Annotated in this window: 16 protein-coding genes; 10 read left to right on the plus strand and 6 right to left on the minus strand. The window is 45.7% G+C overall.

What is annotated here, in order from left to right:
- Positions 1–8: 8 nt before the first annotated feature.
- Positions 9–353 (minus strand): type II toxin-antitoxin system PemK/MazF family toxin, encoded by a 345-nt coding sequence (locus tag HQM11_09675; protein MBF0351291.1) that lies wholly within the window; start codon positions 351–353, stop codon positions 9–11.
- Positions 347–583: a hypothetical protein gene (locus HQM11_09680; GenBank protein ID MBF0351292.1), complete on the minus strand. Its 237-nt coding sequence runs from the start codon at positions 581–583 to the stop codon at positions 347–349. The genes HQM11_09675 and HQM11_09680 overlap by 7 nt, the downstream gene beginning before the upstream one ends.
- Before the next feature lie 290 nt (positions 584–873).
- On the opposite strand from HQM11_09680, the gene flhB reads away from it, so the two are divergent.
- The 6 genes from flhB to HQM11_09710 all read left to right on the plus strand — a co-directional run bounded on the left by flhB (position 874) and on the right by HQM11_09710 (position 7,578).
- Positions 874–1,932 carry a flagellar biosynthesis protein FlhB gene (flhB, locus tag HQM11_09685; protein MBF0351293.1) on the plus strand — a complete coding sequence of 353 codons (1,059 nt, stop codon included), beginning with the start codon at positions 874–876 and terminating at the stop codon, positions 1,930–1,932.
- A 62-nt stretch (positions 1,933–1,994) separates the two neighbouring features.
- The gene (flhA, locus tag HQM11_09690) at positions 1,995–4,079 is read left to right on the plus strand and encodes a flagellar biosynthesis protein FlhA (GenBank protein ID MBF0351294.1); all 2,085 of its coding nucleotides are present in this window, start codon (positions 1,995–1,997) and stop codon (positions 4,077–4,079) included.
- Positions 4,080–4,146: 67 nt separating this feature from the next.
- The gene (gene flhF, locus HQM11_09695) at positions 4,147–5,433 is read left to right on the plus strand and encodes a flagellar biosynthesis protein FlhF (GenBank protein ID MBF0351295.1); all 1,287 of its coding nucleotides are present in this window, start codon (positions 4,147–4,149) and stop codon (positions 5,431–5,433) included.
- Positions 5,434–5,665: 232 nt separating this feature from the next.
- Positions 5,666–6,559: a MinD/ParA family protein gene (locus tag HQM11_09700; protein ID MBF0351296.1), complete on the plus strand. Its 894-nt coding sequence runs from the start codon at positions 5,666–5,668 to the stop codon at positions 6,557–6,559.
- A 42-nt stretch (positions 6,560–6,601) separates the two neighbouring features.
- Positions 6,602–7,339 carry a FliA/WhiG family RNA polymerase sigma factor gene (locus HQM11_09705; GenBank protein ID MBF0351297.1) on the plus strand — a complete coding sequence of 246 codons (738 nt, stop codon included), beginning with the start codon at positions 6,602–6,604 and terminating at the stop codon, positions 7,337–7,339.
- The gene (locus HQM11_09710) at positions 7,336–7,578 is read left to right on the plus strand and encodes a hypothetical protein (GenBank protein MBF0351298.1); all 243 of its coding nucleotides are present in this window, start codon (positions 7,336–7,338) and stop codon (positions 7,576–7,578) included. The genes HQM11_09705 and HQM11_09710 overlap by 4 nt, the downstream gene beginning before the upstream one ends.
- Before the next feature lie 9 nt (positions 7,579–7,587).
- Here the strand turns inward: HQM11_09710 and HQM11_09715 are convergent, their stop codons facing one another.
- From HQM11_09715 to HQM11_09725, 3 genes are read right to left on the minus strand one after another with little or no spacing between them, the layout of a single operon-like run.
- Positions 7,588–9,465 (minus strand): DUF4071 domain-containing protein, encoded by a 1,878-nt coding sequence (locus HQM11_09715; GenBank protein ID MBF0351299.1) that lies wholly within the window; start codon positions 9,463–9,465, stop codon positions 7,588–7,590.
- Between the two features lie 29 nt (positions 9,466–9,494).
- On the minus strand, positions 9,495–10,481 hold the full coding sequence (locus HQM11_09720; GenBank protein MBF0351300.1) for an NAD(P)-dependent alcohol dehydrogenase: 987 nt from the start codon (positions 10,479–10,481) through the stop codon (positions 9,495–9,497).
- Positions 10,478–11,458, minus strand: a complete 981-nt coding sequence (locus HQM11_09725; protein MBF0351301.1) for an NAD(P)-dependent alcohol dehydrogenase — start codon at positions 11,456–11,458, stop codon at positions 10,478–10,480. The genes HQM11_09720 and HQM11_09725 overlap by 4 nt, the downstream gene beginning before the upstream one ends.
- Positions 11,459–11,726: 268 nt before the next feature.
- On the opposite strand from HQM11_09725, the gene HQM11_09730 reads away from it, so the two are divergent.
- The 3 genes from HQM11_09730 to HQM11_09740 all read left to right on the plus strand — a co-directional run bounded on the left by HQM11_09730 (position 11,727) and on the right by HQM11_09740 (position 14,432).
- Positions 11,727–13,691: an adenylate/guanylate cyclase domain-containing protein gene (locus HQM11_09730; protein MBF0351302.1), complete on the plus strand. Its 1,965-nt coding sequence runs from the start codon at positions 11,727–11,729 to the stop codon at positions 13,689–13,691.
- Between the two features lie 39 nt (positions 13,692–13,730).
- Positions 13,731–14,069: a PilZ domain-containing protein gene (locus tag HQM11_09735; protein MBF0351303.1), complete on the plus strand. Its 339-nt coding sequence runs from the start codon at positions 13,731–13,733 to the stop codon at positions 14,067–14,069.
- A 162-nt stretch (positions 14,070–14,231) separates the two neighbouring features.
- Entirely contained in the window at positions 14,232–14,432 is a 201-nt protein-coding gene (locus HQM11_09740) for a zinc ribbon domain-containing protein (protein MBF0351304.1), read from the plus strand.
- Between the two features lie 104 nt (positions 14,433–14,536).
- Here the strand turns inward: HQM11_09740 and HQM11_09745 are convergent, their stop codons facing one another.
- On the minus strand, positions 14,537–15,046 hold the full coding sequence (locus HQM11_09745) for a hypothetical protein (protein ID MBF0351305.1): 510 nt from the start codon (positions 15,044–15,046) through the stop codon (positions 14,537–14,539).
- 188 nt (positions 15,047–15,234) lie between these two features.
- Between HQM11_09745 and HQM11_09750 the strand changes: the two genes are divergently transcribed.
- Entirely contained in the window at positions 15,235–16,659 is a 1,425-nt protein-coding gene (locus tag HQM11_09750) for a HAMP domain-containing protein (protein MBF0351306.1), read from the plus strand.
- Position 16,660: the final 1 nt, after the last annotated feature.

The following is a 16,660-nucleotide window of genomic DNA, read 5'->3' on the forward strand; positions in this document are numbered from 1 at the left end:
CAATAGAATTATAGAGACAGTACCGTTTTCAAACCATCGTCAATATGTTGCATATTGGTTTTTGATAATCTTCCTATTTTCTCTGATAAAAACGATTTATCCACTGTTAGAATTTGAGATACATTAGCAACAGAATCTTTGGGTAATCCCGTTTGCTTTGCTTTCAGGAATACATTGCCTGGAGCCTGTGAAAGTCCAATATTTGAAGTCAGAACAACTGCAATTATTGTGTTGATTCGACTTTTGTTAAAAGCATCAGACTGAATAATGATCAATGGCCTTTTATATCCGGGTTCTGAGCCTTGAGGAATTGGCAATGTAGCCCACCAAACCTCTCCTCGATTAACTACCATCTTTCCTCATCAATTGAAGCCAATTGTATTTCAATGTCTGCATGAGGAAGGGATGATGGTTCTACTGAATAAATTTCATTTAGTTTATTTGTGATATCTTCCTCACTGTGTTGGCCAACAAAAACAAGTACTGCTTTTGCATATAACTCACTACGTGAGATTCCCATTCTTTTTGCTAATTGCTCTGCTGATTCAAAAATTGGATCTGGAATTGAAATTGCTGTTTTCATGATACCTTTTGATAAAAAGGTGAAGTATTGAAGAGTATAACTCAATTCATACTACGCCCTAGTTATCCAGTCAATATCAAGTTTTGTGGAAGCTTAGGAATGGTAAAAGAATAAGTTGTAAAAGTTTGCTCGTGCCCTATGTTATTCTTTTGCCGTTCCTTAACGCCAGGCATAATTTTAAGTTTTATGTTTTCATGCTCAGCATTGACTGGTAAAACATATTCAGGTGATCCGGAATGCGGATTTATGGGCATTCCGTTTTTTTCGATGTGATAACTGAATGAGTGTTTATGGCCGATCAGGATGAGAAAACGGAGTCCCCGTCTGATAAACGAAGAGACGACGCGCGCAATGAAGGTCAGGTGTCTTTCAGCAAGGAAGTGCCGTCAGCGGCATTGCTGGCCGGGGCGCTGATGATTTTTTTCATGCTGGGAGACAACATCGCTGAAAAAAACATGATGCTGTTTCAAGAAATTTTTTCCCACATCAATATGCCTGATTTCACAATTTCTTCCCTCTATAAATTTTTTATCGATACCGCTATCAGTGTGTCATTGCCCTTGATTCCTTTTGCGCTCATGGTGATTGTGGTGGGCATCATGTCGTCAGTGCTGCAAGTCGGCTTAAATATTTCGCTACAGACGCTGGAACCCAAATTTTCCAAGATCAGTCCGCTTTCAGGATTCAAACGGCTGTTTTCCATGCAGGCGTTTGCTGAATTTCTGAAAAGTCTGTTTAAACTGTTGGTGATCGGTTATATCGGTTTTGTTACATTCGAAGAAGAAATTCCACAATTGACCAGTTTGTCGACCCTGTCATTTCCGGAAATTATGAAGTACAATATTTCCGCAATTTTCGCGGTTGCGGGAAAAATTGTACTGGCACTGGTGGTATTGGCAGTGCTGGATTTTTTTTATCAGCGCTGGGACCTTGAACAAAAACTGAAAATGACCAAGCAGGAAGTCAAAGAAGAAATGAAGCAACAGGAGGGGGATCCTCAACTAAAATCCAAAATCCGCCAGATCCAGCGTGAAATGTCCAATGCCCGCATGATGCAGGAAGTACCAAAGGCGGATGCCATTATTGTGAATCCGACACACTATGCCGTGGCGATCCGTTATGACCGTGAAATCATGATCGCCCCCGAAGTCATTGCCAAGGGCGTTGACTTTATCGCATTGAGAATGAGGACTATTGCCAGGGAAAATGAAGTTCCTATTCTCGAAAGACCTCAACTTGCACGAGATTTGTATGGCTCAGTAGAAATGGGACAAGCCATTCCTGACCAATTTTATAAAGCAGTGGCTGAAGTTCTGGCTTATGTTTACAAGCTCCGGAAAAAAAAGTAAGCCGTCTGGATGCGATGGAGCCGGTAACAACAGCAATCAATTCATATTAATTTGAGAAAATTATGGCCACAGACGCTGGAACTATTGTGAAAAAATCAGGGGGAACCTCAGATTTGTTCCTGGCAGGTGGCGTGATCGGTATTTTGCTGATCATGGTTCTGCCAATGCCGGATATTCTGCTGGATATGTTCCTGGCGATGAGTATTTCGCTGGGAGTCTTGATTCTGTTTGTGTCACTTTATACCACAAAAGCTCTGGATTTTTCTTCATTTCCCAGTGTCCTGCTGATTTCCACCCTGTTTCGTCTGTCGCTGAACGTGGCTTCCACCCGTCTGATTCTGCTCAATGGTAACAAAGGCCCTGATGCCGCGGGATCGGTGATCAAGTCCTTCGGTGAGTTTGTGATTGGTGGAAACCAGATTGTCGGTATCATTCTCTTTCTGATTCTGGTGTTGATCAACTTTGTCGTCATCACCAAGGGTGCCGGCCGTATTGCCGAAGTGGCCGCCAGATTTACGCTGGATGCCATGCCGGGAAAACAGATGGCGATTGACGCGGATTTAAATGCCGGGCTGATCAACGAATCCCAGGCTAAAGAACGAAGGACTACGATTCAGCGAGAGGCTGATTTTTATGGATCCATGGATGGTGCCAGTAAATTTGTACGAGGTGATGCCATTGCGGGCTTGATCATCAGTGCCATCAATATTGTCGGTGGAATTCTGGTGGGGGTCACCCAGTATGACATGCCCGCAGGCGATGCCTTTAAAACTTATTCCATTTTGACTATCGGTGATGGACTCGTCTCTCAAATCCCGGCCCTGATCATTTCAGTGGCGGCTGGTATTGCTGTGACCAAGGCTTCAGCCGAAAACAAACTTTCATTGGACTTGAAAGGGCAGGTTTTTGGCAATGTTCAGGCAATGTTTCTGGTTTCCGCAGTGCTGGTCATGTTCGGCTTGATTCCCGGACTTCCCACTATGCCATTTTTGATGCTGTCTGCTGTAACAGGCTCTATCGCCTATTTTGCCAAATCAGGCAAAGCACAGGAAATGGCACAGCTTCACGCCGCTGAAGAAGCACAGGAACAAGAACGTGTGGAAGCCGAGCCAGAAGATATTGAGTCCCTGTTGCCGATCGACATTCTGGGGCTGGAGCTGGGTTATGGCCTGATTCCGCTGGTGGATGAGGAACAGGATGGCGAACTGCTCAAGCGCATCAAGGCCATCCGCCGTCAAATGGCGACTGACCTGGGCTTTATTGTTCCGCCCTTGCATATCAAGGATAATCTGGAACTGGCTCCCGGTGAGTATTCCATGACCATCAAAGGCATTGAAATTGCCCGCAGTGAATTGATGGTGGGTTATTTCCTGGCTATGAAAACAGGCGATGTGGATGAAGAAATGTCAGGCATTGATACCGTGGAACCAGCGTTTGGATTGCCGGCCATCTGGATTGGTGCCGAGGATGAAGAACGCGCTCAGTTTTCCGGCTACACCGTGGTAGATATTCCCACGGTATTGGCCACACACCTGACTGAAATCCTCAAACGCCATGCATTTGAATTTCTGGGAAGGCAGGAAGCACAAAGGCTTCTGGACAACTTTGCGAAAAATGAACCCAAGGTTGTGGAAGAATTGGTACCAAACTTGCTGTCACTGGGAACCGTACAGAAAGTTTTTCAGAATTTGCTCAAGGAACAGGTCTCGATCCGGGATCTACATACCATTCTGGAAACACTGGCTGATACAGCGACCATCACCAAGGACGCCGACCTGTTAACGGAATATGTCAGGCAGGCGATGTCACGAACGATCACTCGACAGTATCAAACCGCTGATGGAATTTTACCGCTCATCACCATGAGTGCCGAACTGGAAAATCAAGTCGCAGGAGCCATTCAGGATACAGGTCATGGAACTTATCTTGGTCTCGATCCATCGCTGGCTCAGACGATTATCAATAATATTGAGAGCCTCACTGAAGCGTTTGCCATGCAGAACTATCAGCCTCTGCTGTTGTGCTCACCGCTGATAAGGCCTCATCTTAAACGACTGACTGAACGGTTCATTCCCAACCTGGTAGTGCTGTCGCACAATGAAGTGACCAACGATGTGCGTATCGAACAACTGGGAATCGTCGAATAAATTTCCCGGGATACGCTTCCGGTGTGATCGTTCCGGAAACAGGCATCTTTCATTCTGAAGTGTGACAATGAATCTCAAACGCTATCGTGTTAATAATATTCAGGAAGCCCTGCAACAAATCAAAAAAGATTTAGGGCCTGACGCTATCATCGTTTCGACCAGACAGGTGCGAGATGGCAAAGGCGCGTTTGGTTTGTTTGGCAAAACGATGCTGGAAGTCACCGCGGCACGTGATGAAAAACCTGCGCCACCGCCTCCAACCAGGAAAGAGGCACCTGTCACCAAAACTCCCTTGGGAACATATTCTCCCACATCATCGGCCAATCTTTCTCCGGAACCGCCGCCTATACCCGCTGTGTCGCAATTACAGGAAACCCGGCGTATGCTTTTGCCGATCCAGCAGGAAATTCATGAATTGAGAGATCTGGTGCAGAATCTGGGAAAGCGCCCCACTGTTTCAGAGGTGCAGTCAGTGTCTCAGTTACGGGGTGAACTCGCGGAAATGAAACATCTGTTGCACACCATGGCTGTCAGAAACCAGTCCATGTCTGATCTGGACCTGCCGGAAAACCTGCTGGTGCTGTATCAACAGATGACGTTCAACGGCATGGAAGAAAAATTCGCGCGTCGTCTGGTGATGGAAAGCCAGAAAAGTATTTCTCAGGAAGATTTGCAGAACTTTTCCTATGTCAAAATTTTCCTGGCCCGGATGCTGATGAAAATCATCAAAACCACCAACGGGATTGAACGGATTGCGTCGCGCCAGAAAATAGTCGCGTTGGTCGGGCCAACAGGTGTCGGGAAAACCACCACCACCGCGAAAATCGCTTCAGAACAGATGTTGCGCTACAAACGCAAAGTCGCGCTCATCACGGTCGATACCTTCAGAATTGCTGCGGTGGAACAACTCCGGACCTATGCCAAAATCATCAATGCGCCTCTCAGTGTTGTGTCAGGAAAAGCTGAACTCGACAGGGCCATTGCCGAATTCGCTGATTATGATGTGATCATTGTGGATACTGGCGGGCGTTCACAGCGTGATGAAGCCCAGATGTATGAATTGAAAGACCTCTTTGACGGGCGGGACCGCGTTGAAAATATTCTGGTACTCAGTTCCACAACCAAAGATTTTGAAATGAACGAAATCACCCGGAAATTTGGGGAAATCCCCTTGAGCAGTGTGATTTTCACCAAACTGGATGAAGGGACGACCTATGGGTGTCTGTTCAACCATGTGATTCGCTTCAAAAAACCGATTGCGTTTTTAACGACAGGGCAAAAGGTGCCGGAAGATATTGAAGTGGCCACCAAGGAACGTCTGGTGGATTTACTGCTCAATATTTCAGGCAATTAATTCATAGGCCGCAAACAGCGAAATCGTAGGGGCGACCCGCCGGTCGCCCCTACACAGGAAAATACGATCGCCCTAAAAAAAACATATTTCCATAACGGAAATCGTGGGGCGACCCGCCGGTCGCCCCTACAACCGGAAAATACGATCGCTCTAAAAAAATCATATTCATAATGGAAATCGTAGGGGCGACCCGCCGGTCGCCCTAAAAAAATCATATTCCCACATGGATTCCATGAGTTTTGATCAAGCCAGTACCTTAAGACAAATTGTGAATAACAACGGTCGTGCGGCACCATCGCAAAATATCCGTGTTATGAGCGTGACCAGTGGCAAGGGTGGCGTCGGCAAAACCAATATTGCCATCAATCTGGCCTATGCGTTGTCCAACCTGGGGAAAAAAGTGTTGCTGTTTGACGCGGATCTGGGTTTGGCAAATGTGGATGTGCTGCTCAACATCAGTCCTCGATATACCATCGAGCATGTGCTTTCTGGAGAAAAAGACATCAATGACATCATTCTGGAGGGTCCGAACCACATCAAGATTCTACCTTCCAGTTCAGGCATCAGCGATCTGGCAGAGTTGAACCGTGATGAGCAGATGTATCTGTTTAAAAAACTGGGACAAATTGAGCATACTCTGGATTATTTGCTGATCGACACCGGTGCGGGAATCGCTTCAAATGTTTTAAGATTCAATGCGACAGCCAACGATATTCTCCTCGTGGCAACTCCGGAACCGACTTCGATGACCGATGCGTATTCGCTGATGAAAGTGCTGGCGACGAAATATAATGTACGGAAATTCCATCTGGTGGCCAATTCCGTTCAGTCTCAGGCAGAAGCACGGATGGTGTATGAACGCCTGCAAAAAGTAACACATGATTTTTTGAACGTTCAACTGCATTATGCCGGGTTTGTGATCAGAGATCCAACACTGATCAAAGCGGTACGCATGCAGAAACCACTGCTGGAAATTTTTCCAAACGCACCGGCCAGCAAGTGTCTGATGGCATTGGCCAAACAGATTGAAAACAACTATGACCGCGGGATTGCGGGCGTTCAACTGGAACAGGAAAATTCTGGTAAATTTTGGGACCGCTTTTTGCAGTGGAAAAGAAACAAATAGTCAGAATGCAATCTGATTCCTTAAAAAAGGCTATGGAGGGCTGTGAAACCTAATCCCTATGCACAAAAAGCACAGAAAAACCGGGAAGATATGGCGCTGGAACACGCGCACCTGATCAAACGTGTGGTTGGCTACATGGCGGCACGATTGCCTCCGGGCATTGAGCAGGATGATTTGTATCAGGCAGGCTTTTTCGGACTCATGGACGCAATCAATAAATTTGATTCTGAAAAAGATGTTCAGTTCAACACCTATGCGGAATTTCGCATCAAGGGGGCGATTCTGGATGAACTTCGAGCAATGGACTGGGTGCCCCGTTCAGTTCGGTCCGCAGCACATCAACTGGAAGAAGCCCATTCGCAATTGACCGCTAAACTACAACGGCAACCCTCTGATCAGGAAACTGCCAAACATCTGAACATGTCTCTCAGCGATTACCATGATTTTCTGGCCAAGGCACGGCCTGTTTCCATCATGTCGTTTGAGGATTTCGGAGGCGGTGACGACGATGAACACAACATTCTGGATATTCTGGAAGACACCAATACCGATGATCCATTCCAGGATCTGTCGCTGAGAGAATTCAGGGGAAATCTGGTGGATGCCATCAAGGAATTACCGGAACAGGAACAGATGATTTTGTCCCTGTATTATGATGAAGAAATGAACCTCAAGGAAATTGGTGAAATTCTTGGTGTATCAGAATCCAGAGTTTCCCAGATTCGTACAAAAACCATCATCAAACTTCGCAGTATGCTGCGGGTTAACGAGGAAAAATAATGCAGGATGTGATTGTTGCTATTGAAGCTGTCATTGAAGAAATGGTCGAATTTCAGAAAAAGAAGGTCCTGAAAGTCGCAAACCAGATTGATCCGAGACTTACGCCTGAAGACATCCGTAACCCCCAGGATATCCCCGCCATTTACAAGGATGCGATGTTCAATTATGAAGATGGCATTCTCACAGGCTACCTCTCCATGCAAACCGCGGTTCGGGTAAAAATCAGGGAAATGCAATAAACCCCTCCTTCAGGCATTTCCACTTTGCTTAACACGCCTTAGACTGTATATCACGTGACTGCCAAAATTTTTGGCTAGTTCTGTCTGTCCCACATAATCACAGATAAATTTTTCAGAGCATTCCTGTTCGACACTCAGCAAAGCCGCGAATTGTTCGCTCACATAGATCAGGCCCGGAGCTGTGACCGCTTCGATCCGGGCAACCCGATTTACATGCGCACCATAATAATTGGTCCGGCCGATGAGGGGATCCCACCCTTTAAAAACTGGTCCCACATGCAGAGCAATCCGGATATTCATATTTGTCGGCATTCCGTATGCGGACCAATCGGTGTTGCACACAGATTCATTCAGTGCTGTCGCATAATGTGCCAGCGATTCTGCGGTATCCATAACAGCGAAAATGGCATCGCCCCAGGTGTTCAGAAAGGAGGGTTGTTCTTCAAGACGTTTAAGATCATTGGCGATTTTTTCCAGAAACTTAAAAATAAACTGTGGCGTGTCCTGTTCCCTGAGTTTGCTGTAGCCCACAATATCGGCAAACAAAAGCGTCTTGATGATTCGGCGGCAGAGCTGGTCATCTTCAGTGGTTTTCGGACTTTCCGGACGGTTGGATTCCACAATAACAGAATCAGATTGTGTCGTGATTGGCTTATGGGATTTTAGCAGTTCATCAATTCGGATCACATGCACGTGGTCTTGCTTCGACCAGCCGTTAATGATATCCGCTGTTCCGCCAACAAAAGCGGTTTTTACACCATCCCAGACCGTCAGCAGGTGCGGTTTGACAACCAGACTATCGGCTCTCAGGTTCGCAAAACCATGAAACAATTTTCCCGCAAAATTAAACAGGATTTCATCCCCCAGAAAAGGTTCTTCGGTTAAAAATCGAATGGACGCGGCCCGGTCGAGAACCGAGCGAAAACGTGTTACCCAATCGGCACCCGCATAGGCCACACTGGTATGAATAAAATCTTCAATGGCAAAGGGCAACATGATATTGACTTCCCAACCACGGGCCAGCATGGCTTCGGCAAACAGAATATCCGATCCGCAGGCGGCTGAACAGTATCCAATCACTGAATGGAAGCCATCTAAAAACGACTGGATTTTCCGTGTCACCTGAGCTTCAAGTTCCGCAGGAAAACGTGGAGCCTTGCGACCGGGACGGTCAAGCATATGACCGGTGAACTGCATCACAGTGGCTGGCGTCAGAATATTGAAAAGAATGTCCGGCACCAGGATCCCTTCCTTTTGCAGAAGAAACAGTTGTCGCCGTGATGAAACAATCCGTGAGGCGACACCATCCGCATGGTCCACTGCGTTGTGATAGGCTTGAATGGCTTTATCCCGCTCACCCAGAATCAGGCAGGCTTCGCCCATAGTTGCATAAATCCAGTACAAGGGGTCATTTTTATGGGACTCCAGGAGAGTCTGGCAGGTTTGGACCAGTTCAGTAGCCATTCGGCGCGCCTCATCCGGTTCACCTGTTAAAAATGCCATCGTGGAGGCATTGATGCCGGGCCATAATCCGGCTGTGATCTGATAGCCCCGCGTATACGCTTCACGTGCTCGTGTTGCCCAAACAGGGTTCCCCGTCCGATGCCATAAATCCTTATACGCCCGTCCCAGCAGTCCGGCCGTTTCTTCACCGCTGCGGGAATCTTTGCATTCATCCGTTGGTAAGAGGGGTTCCAGAATTTCCCTTGCCTGATTTGTCGCACCGGTCAGAATCAATGTCCGGGCCATCAACAGTTTGAACCAGATATGATTCGGATAGCGTTCCAGTGCGGTTCGTGCCATTTCACAGGCCTGGAAAAACCGTCCTTTTTCAATCAATCCGGTGATCTGACTCTGTATATCATCCACTTCATTTAGTTTTCCCATTCAGGTACTCCCTTCAATACAAATACACGTCAGTTCTGGTTGTGAGGGGCCACAGTGATGACAACTTTTCCTTTGTGCTGGCCTTCGCCATAATACCGGAATGCTTCAGGCACATCACTTAAAGTATAGGACTTCTCGTCGATCACAGGTTTGACCTTACCGGCTTCGAAAAGGTCATTCATATAAGCCAAATCCTTGTTTGGCTTCAAAATAACAACACACATGCGCTTTTTACTGAACAGTGAAATCAGCGGCCCTAGCAGAAAAACCTGGAAAATTTTTGCTGTATCGCCTCCAGCTACAACATAAATTCCATTGGGACTCAAAGCGCGCAGATATTCGGAAAGAGAACGATTCATCTTGTTGTCAAGAATCAGGTCATAACACTGCCCGTTCCGGGTAAAATCTTCTTTTTTATAATCAATGACATGGTCAAACCCCATGGAACGCATCATGTCCAGTTTCTCGGCGCTGTCCACGCCTGTCACCTCAGCCCCGAACAATTTGGCAAGCTGCACGCCAAAGGTTCCGACACCGCCACCGGCACCATTGATCAGGATTTTTTGTCCTTGTTGAAGATTCCCCTTATCCAGCAACCCCTGAACTGCCAGCATTGCGGCCTGCGGAATTGCCGCGGCTTCCTCGAAGGTCATGCTGGCCGGTTTCAGTGCCAAGGCTGTTTCACGAGCACAGACATACTCAGCAAAACCACCCCAGTTTCCGCTAAGATCCCCATACACTTCATCGCCAACTTTGAACTGTTTTACTTTTTTGCCCACCGCTTCAATGCGTCCGGCTATGTCAGAGCCGAGTATTTTAATTTTCTTGGGTTCGCGAAAACCGTTCTCAACGCGGTTGACAAACGGAATCCCCTGGAGAAGTTGCCAGTCCCAGTCATTGATGGAAACCGCATATACTTTTATTAAAACTTCCTCATCTTTGGGTGTCGGCTTTTCAATATTTTCCAGTTTAAGCTCTTCGTGTAATCCATATTGGGTGTAGACAATTGCTTTCATAATGATCCTTTCAGCGTGATGACTACATTTCCGGTTTTTTCACCTGTTCCCACATACCGATACGCCTCGATAATCTGTTCCAGCGGATATGTTCGATCAATCACAGGCTTGAATTTTCCTTCTTCCAGCAGTTTCTGAAGCAACAGGATGCTTCCCCGCAGATCTACAGGCATGGGAAATATGGTTTTTTTGTTGCCAATCAGTGGTTTTATGATCGGTGTGATCATTGGCAAAAAGATATTTTGAGACATGTAACCCAGATCGGAAGAAATATATGCGCCTCCGGGTTGAAGGAGATGTCGGCATTTGAAAAATGAGCTTTTACCCACCGTGTCGAACACATAATCATATTTTTGCTCAATTTTTGTGAAATCTTCTTTGGTATAATCAATGATCTGGCTGGCACCTAAGGACTTTATCAATTCAACATTTTTCGTGTTGCACACGGCGGTCACCTCCGCGCCAAAATATTTGAGCAGTTGCACTGCGGCTGAACCGATCGCTCCGGTCGCACCATTGACAAGCACTTTCTGCCCGCTGTTCAAATCAACTTTATTGATGAAATTATAGGCGTAATGCGCTCCCTCAAGACTGGCCGCGGCCTGCTCAAAAGTTATGTTGGCAGGAACTATAAACGCTTTGTTTTCCGGTATGGCTATGTACTGGGCATGAGAGCCTGAGCCCTGGTCATCAAACCCGAAAACTTTGTCTCCGATTTTCAGGGATGTCACCTTTTTTCCAGTTTCTTCCACGACACCGGCAAATTCAGTTCCGGGGATTATTTTTTTGGGTTTCAACAATCCTGTGACGATCCTGGCGAAAAAGGGTATCCCGCCAACAGTCGCGTAATCGGTGCGGTTGACCGTGGTGGCGTGTATCTTGATGATGACTTCATCATCCAGGGGAATGGGTTTTTCCATCTCTTGGAGTTCAAGCACATCGGGTGGGCCGTATTGGGTGTAGACAACTGCTTTCATAAGTATTTCTCCTGATTCTGCAACATTATCCAAAGCGGTCTGTTCTGTTTCATCCGCAATCCACGAATAGAGGATGTTCAACTATTTGTATGAATCATTAACACGCATTCGTAAAGCGGATTCATCTTCATGGTGACACCGGCGTTCAACAAAGTTAAATTGATTTTTCTGTAATTCAACATTGACCTCTGGACATCCAGTTCATATTTGTATATTTAGGGACCATAAGTATGCAATTCATTCCTGATCTCCCATTAAAATGATCCTTATGCCAGAAAAAAAATTTCCAAGAACCGCTAATAATCTGTTTGATTCACAGCATCAGGAGCAGGATTATCTGTATAAAATGCTGGATTTCACTCTGATTCTGGACAGAGTTGAAGATGAAAATCCCCACCTGATCCCATTTCTTTCAGAATTGTTGAGTCACATTGTGCCTGTTCTGGAAGTGGATGAAGTGGCTATCATTCTGAAAGATTATTCGTCCCAATTCTGGTTACCGTTGATGTCATGGCCTGTTTCTGAAGCCTTGCATAAGGAAACCGGATTGGATCTGATTATAGAAATGGCAGAAAACTGTTATACCCGCAAAGAAATAGGTATTCAGCAATTGCCTATGTTGAATGGCGGTGTGCTGGCATATCCGATCGTGTTCAATGATCATGTTTTGGGGGTGTTGTTTGTTTTTGTATTTGAGGCGTTAAGAACTCATGATGCGCACGAAGCCCTGATGCCACCCAAACTTCAAAAAGGAACCCCGGCATACAACCACCTCGTGCATTTGCTGTGGTACATCAATGAACTGGAAAATGATGCCATTGCGGAACGCATCGAAATGTCTGAAGCCCAATCCCTGTTTGCCAGATATATGTCACCGGAGGTCATGGCCAATGCGATTTATGATCGCAGACCTGTGAATCTTGGCGGGCAGGAGGCTGATGTGACCGTTTTATTCGCGGATGTCTGCGGCTTCACAAAATTGGCCGAAACCCTTTCTCCCACAACACTGGTGAATGTGATCAACACCTATTTTTCTCATTTGGTGGATATTGTATTCAAGTATGAAGGAACTTTGGATAAGTTTATCGGTGACTGTGTGATGGTCGTGTTTAATTCTCCGCTGAGTCCGCAGGAAGATCACCATGTCAGGGCCTGTATGACGGCGCTGGAAATGATGGATTGTGTCCAAAAACTGACAGCAAGTCCTGAGTTTTCCCCGTATCAGCTAAAAATGTCCATTGGCATTAATTCAGGCGTTGCCCTGTGTGGGAACATTGGTTCCAAAGACCGACTCGACTACACTGTTATTGGCAACAGCGTGAATATCGCATCCAGACTGGAAACCCATGCTGAGCCTTCTGAAATTCTGATCGGTGAATCGGTGTATGAAAAAATTGTGGGTGGTTTTGACTGTCAGCAAAAAGTGCCTGTAATGGTTAAAGGAAAAGACACGCCATTACCAATTTTCAGATTGCGGGGGCAACTTGCCTTGCCGGATGTCATTGCAGAGTTTCCCAAAAAAAATCAGGAACACCAGAAACAGTTTCTCGACGTATGTAATCTGCTTACGGTTCCAACAGAAATAGCACTATTGGTGGATATGCTGCCTTATAGTGACAGGGAAACAGGAATGAGAATCCTGAATCTTCTGGATAAAAATTTCTGTGTGGAAGCCGTGCCTTCGCTGGTGACATGGATTCAGACAGCAACGGATAATCATTGTCTGTCAAAAGCGATAAAAACCATTGGACTGCTCGGTGGAGCTCCCTATTATAAACATCTGATCCCTTTTCTGGAACACTCTGATTGTCGTGTTACCGCCAATACCATTGAAGCGATTGGTTTGACCAACTTCAAGGAAGGTTTCCAGATCATTGAACCGTTTCTTCAACATGAGAATCATCGCATCAGTCTTCAGGCGTCTATTTTGTATTGGAATGAAAACAGGGAAGCTGTGATGTCACGGTTTATGGATGCCTTGTTGTCGGATTCGTTCATGATTCAGCGGGCCGCGGTCATTTTGTTATCTGAAACACAGGCCCGGCATATTTTTGCGGCGTTTTTGGATAGATACAATGCTTTACCCCGGGAATCACGTGATCCTGTAAAGCAGATTTTTAATACGCATGAATCATTTCGAATTTTGAGAATACTGAATCATCTGGATTACTCTGCGGAAAATAATTTGCCACTGGTATCAGCCGAAACAGATTTTGGATTGCTCCAAAACTAAAATATCCCATTGATTAATAAAATTATCTGAAAGTTTTATATGCTTCAATCCTCATTACGCAGACGATTGTATGACCGGAAATTGTGTGAAATAACATGCTGTTTAACAGGCACTTCCAACAGTGTTGCCGATGTAAGCATGGTGAATATTTCACAGGGTGGGGGCGGTATTGTTTTGCCTGAAGATGCCATTGCCATAGATATCGGAAAACGCTTTCGAATCCAGCTTCCGTTACAACATCCGTATTTTCCCGTGTTGATTCTGGGGGTTGAAGTGGTCTATGTCCTAGAAAAGAAACGCGCAGGTCTGAAAATGATTTATAAAAATGTTCCCCCACCGGTGTTCATGCAGTTCATGGAATCCATTCAAATTGATTAAAATTTCTATTGATGCTGACACAGCCCCCCAAGGTATTTATCTTGAAAACGATAGAACTGAAAAAAGCACACCATACTAAATAATCTTGATCAGTAACTCATATTCAAATATCTGTATATCCATTTAAAAATATTTACAGTAACCAATTCTTGGAGAAGGACTATGCCCCTATATGATTACCGATGTAATGAGTGTGATAATGTGTTCACCGAACTGCGCTCCATGGCGCAAAAAGATGACCCCATCAGTTGTCCCGAATGTGGGCAAATGACGCAATCCAGGGAAATCAATCAGATAGCCATTGGTGGGAACTCTTCAAAATCAACGAGTCTTTCCGGATGTGGCAGTCGTGGATTCAGTTGAGCTTCGTGACTTTGGGGATCGTGTATCTCTATTCAAAAATTTGATAGTTCACATTTCTTGATGATGCCAGGGAACACCAATGATTACGGATGTTCCCTGAAAACTTACTTTTGTGTACAATTGCTCATGCGCTGGGTCATTTTTTCAGTGAATTTTTGGTGCTGTTCCTTGATTTCTGTGGCTTGAGCCGCAGTGATCGAACCGTCCTTTTCTGCTTTGTCAATCATTTTGATCAATTCCGTACTCATGGCCGTATGAAACGCAAGGTGATCCACCTTGTATTCAGCCAATAGTTCAGGCATTGGAGAATCCTTCAGTTTTTCCTGAATCTCGGCTTCCGGTTTGTCTATCATGCCTGCCAGAATTTTTGCGGCAACATTGTTATGTTCTGTCATCCACAACAAGTGCATGCCACCACCCATCATTCCCATCCCGGGGCCTCTCATTCCTCTTTTGCCTTTCCAATGCTGGCCGTGCATACCACGCTGCATTCCCATACAGGGTGGACCATCATTATTCATAGGGCAGTCGTCAGGTCCAACGGCCCAGACACTTCCAGCCGCAAGTCCGGTTGCGACCATCATAATTCCCATCCATTTGGTTAATTTTTTCATAAGACCTCCGAGAGTTGTTGTGTAATCAATACATGCCAGGTTGTTCCTGCCATGATTCAAGGTTACATGCAGAATGTGGAGAAATTATGGAGAAATCATGGAAAGAATATGAGGATTGATGCATGATTCTTAAATAGGGGTATCATGATTCTTACCTCATGATTCAAACCTGATACAGGAGCTGTTATATGCGGTTTACGTTGTTGTTTAAATTATTTTCCATCTTCTTCATGCTGTCGTTGTTGATAGTGTGTACCATGATCAGTGGAATGAAATGGTTCGGAAATCGACATTTTGAAGAGTATGTGGTTCGGCGTGAAATGGAACGTGTCGGCGAACTGGTAAAAACTTACTATGATTCCCAACAGGGCTGGGGAATATTTCAGCAGAGCCCGCACCTGTGGCATTGGGTTCTCAGAGAATCCAGAGAAATGGTTCCGGGAAGTGTGAATCCACCTTTGTTTCCGCCTCCGCCACCGGGAAATCGTTGGCAGCATCAACGTCACATGCGGTTTATGCAATCAGGTGTGACGCTGTATGATACACATCATGAAATTGTGATTGGTCCTGAATTGGTGGAACCGTTGATGGTTCCTGTGGAGCTCAACGACACGATTATTGGCTGGATCGGAATGAATAAGCGTGAGCCGCTGACACATCCTCTGGATGTTGGCTTTTTGAAGGAACAATCGGAAACACTCTATGTTTTTGGCAGCGGAATACTGCTCATGACACTGCTGGCATCGTTATTTCTTTCCCGGCATCTGTTGGCCCCTGTCCGTCAATTATCACATGGTACCAGAGAATTGACGCAAAGAAACTTCAAGGTTCGTCTGTCTGTAACCACCACTGATGAACTGGGACAACTTGCCGAAGATTTCAATCGAATGGCAGAAACCCTGAATCAATATGAACAACTGCGTCAGCAATGGATTTCTGACATTGCACATGAATTGAGGACGCCTCTTTCCATTTTACAGGGAGAAGTGGAAGCTCTGCAGGATGGTGTGAGACCGGTGGATTCCAAAACGTTATCTTCTCTGCATGGAGAAGTGTTACATTTGAACAAACTGGTTCATGACCTCCATGAATTGTCACTGGCAGACAGTGGTGAACTTTCCATGAACAAACAACGGATTGATCCAGTTCAACTTCTTCAGCGGGTGCTGACAACGTTTCATCCCAGGCTGGAAAAACAGGGCATACAGGTGCACAATGAACTGATGCCGCAATCCACAGTAACTGTCGATGCGGATGCGGATCGATTGATCCAGGTATTTTCCAATCTACTGGAAAACACATTGCGCTATACGGATGCGCCAGGAATTCTTTGTTTAAGGCAGTCGGTTACTCCTGAAAAATTAATGATTATTTTTGAAGACTCTGCACCTGGTGTTCCAGATGAATCAATTCCCAGGCTTTTTGACAGACTCTATCGAGTGGATGTTTCCAGAAATCGTCAAAACGCGGGCAGTGGACTTGGACTGGCTATTTGTAAAAGTATCATGGTGGCGCATGGCGGGACCATTGAAGCAGGTCATTCTGACTTGAATGGACTCCGGATTGAATTATCGGTGCCACACACATGGAAACCTTTGAGCGAAGGATCTTGAA

This window comes from SAR324 cluster bacterium (genome assembly GCA_015232315.1).
Taxonomy (GTDB): Bacteria; SAR324; SAR324; order SAR324; family NAC60-12; genus JADFZZ01.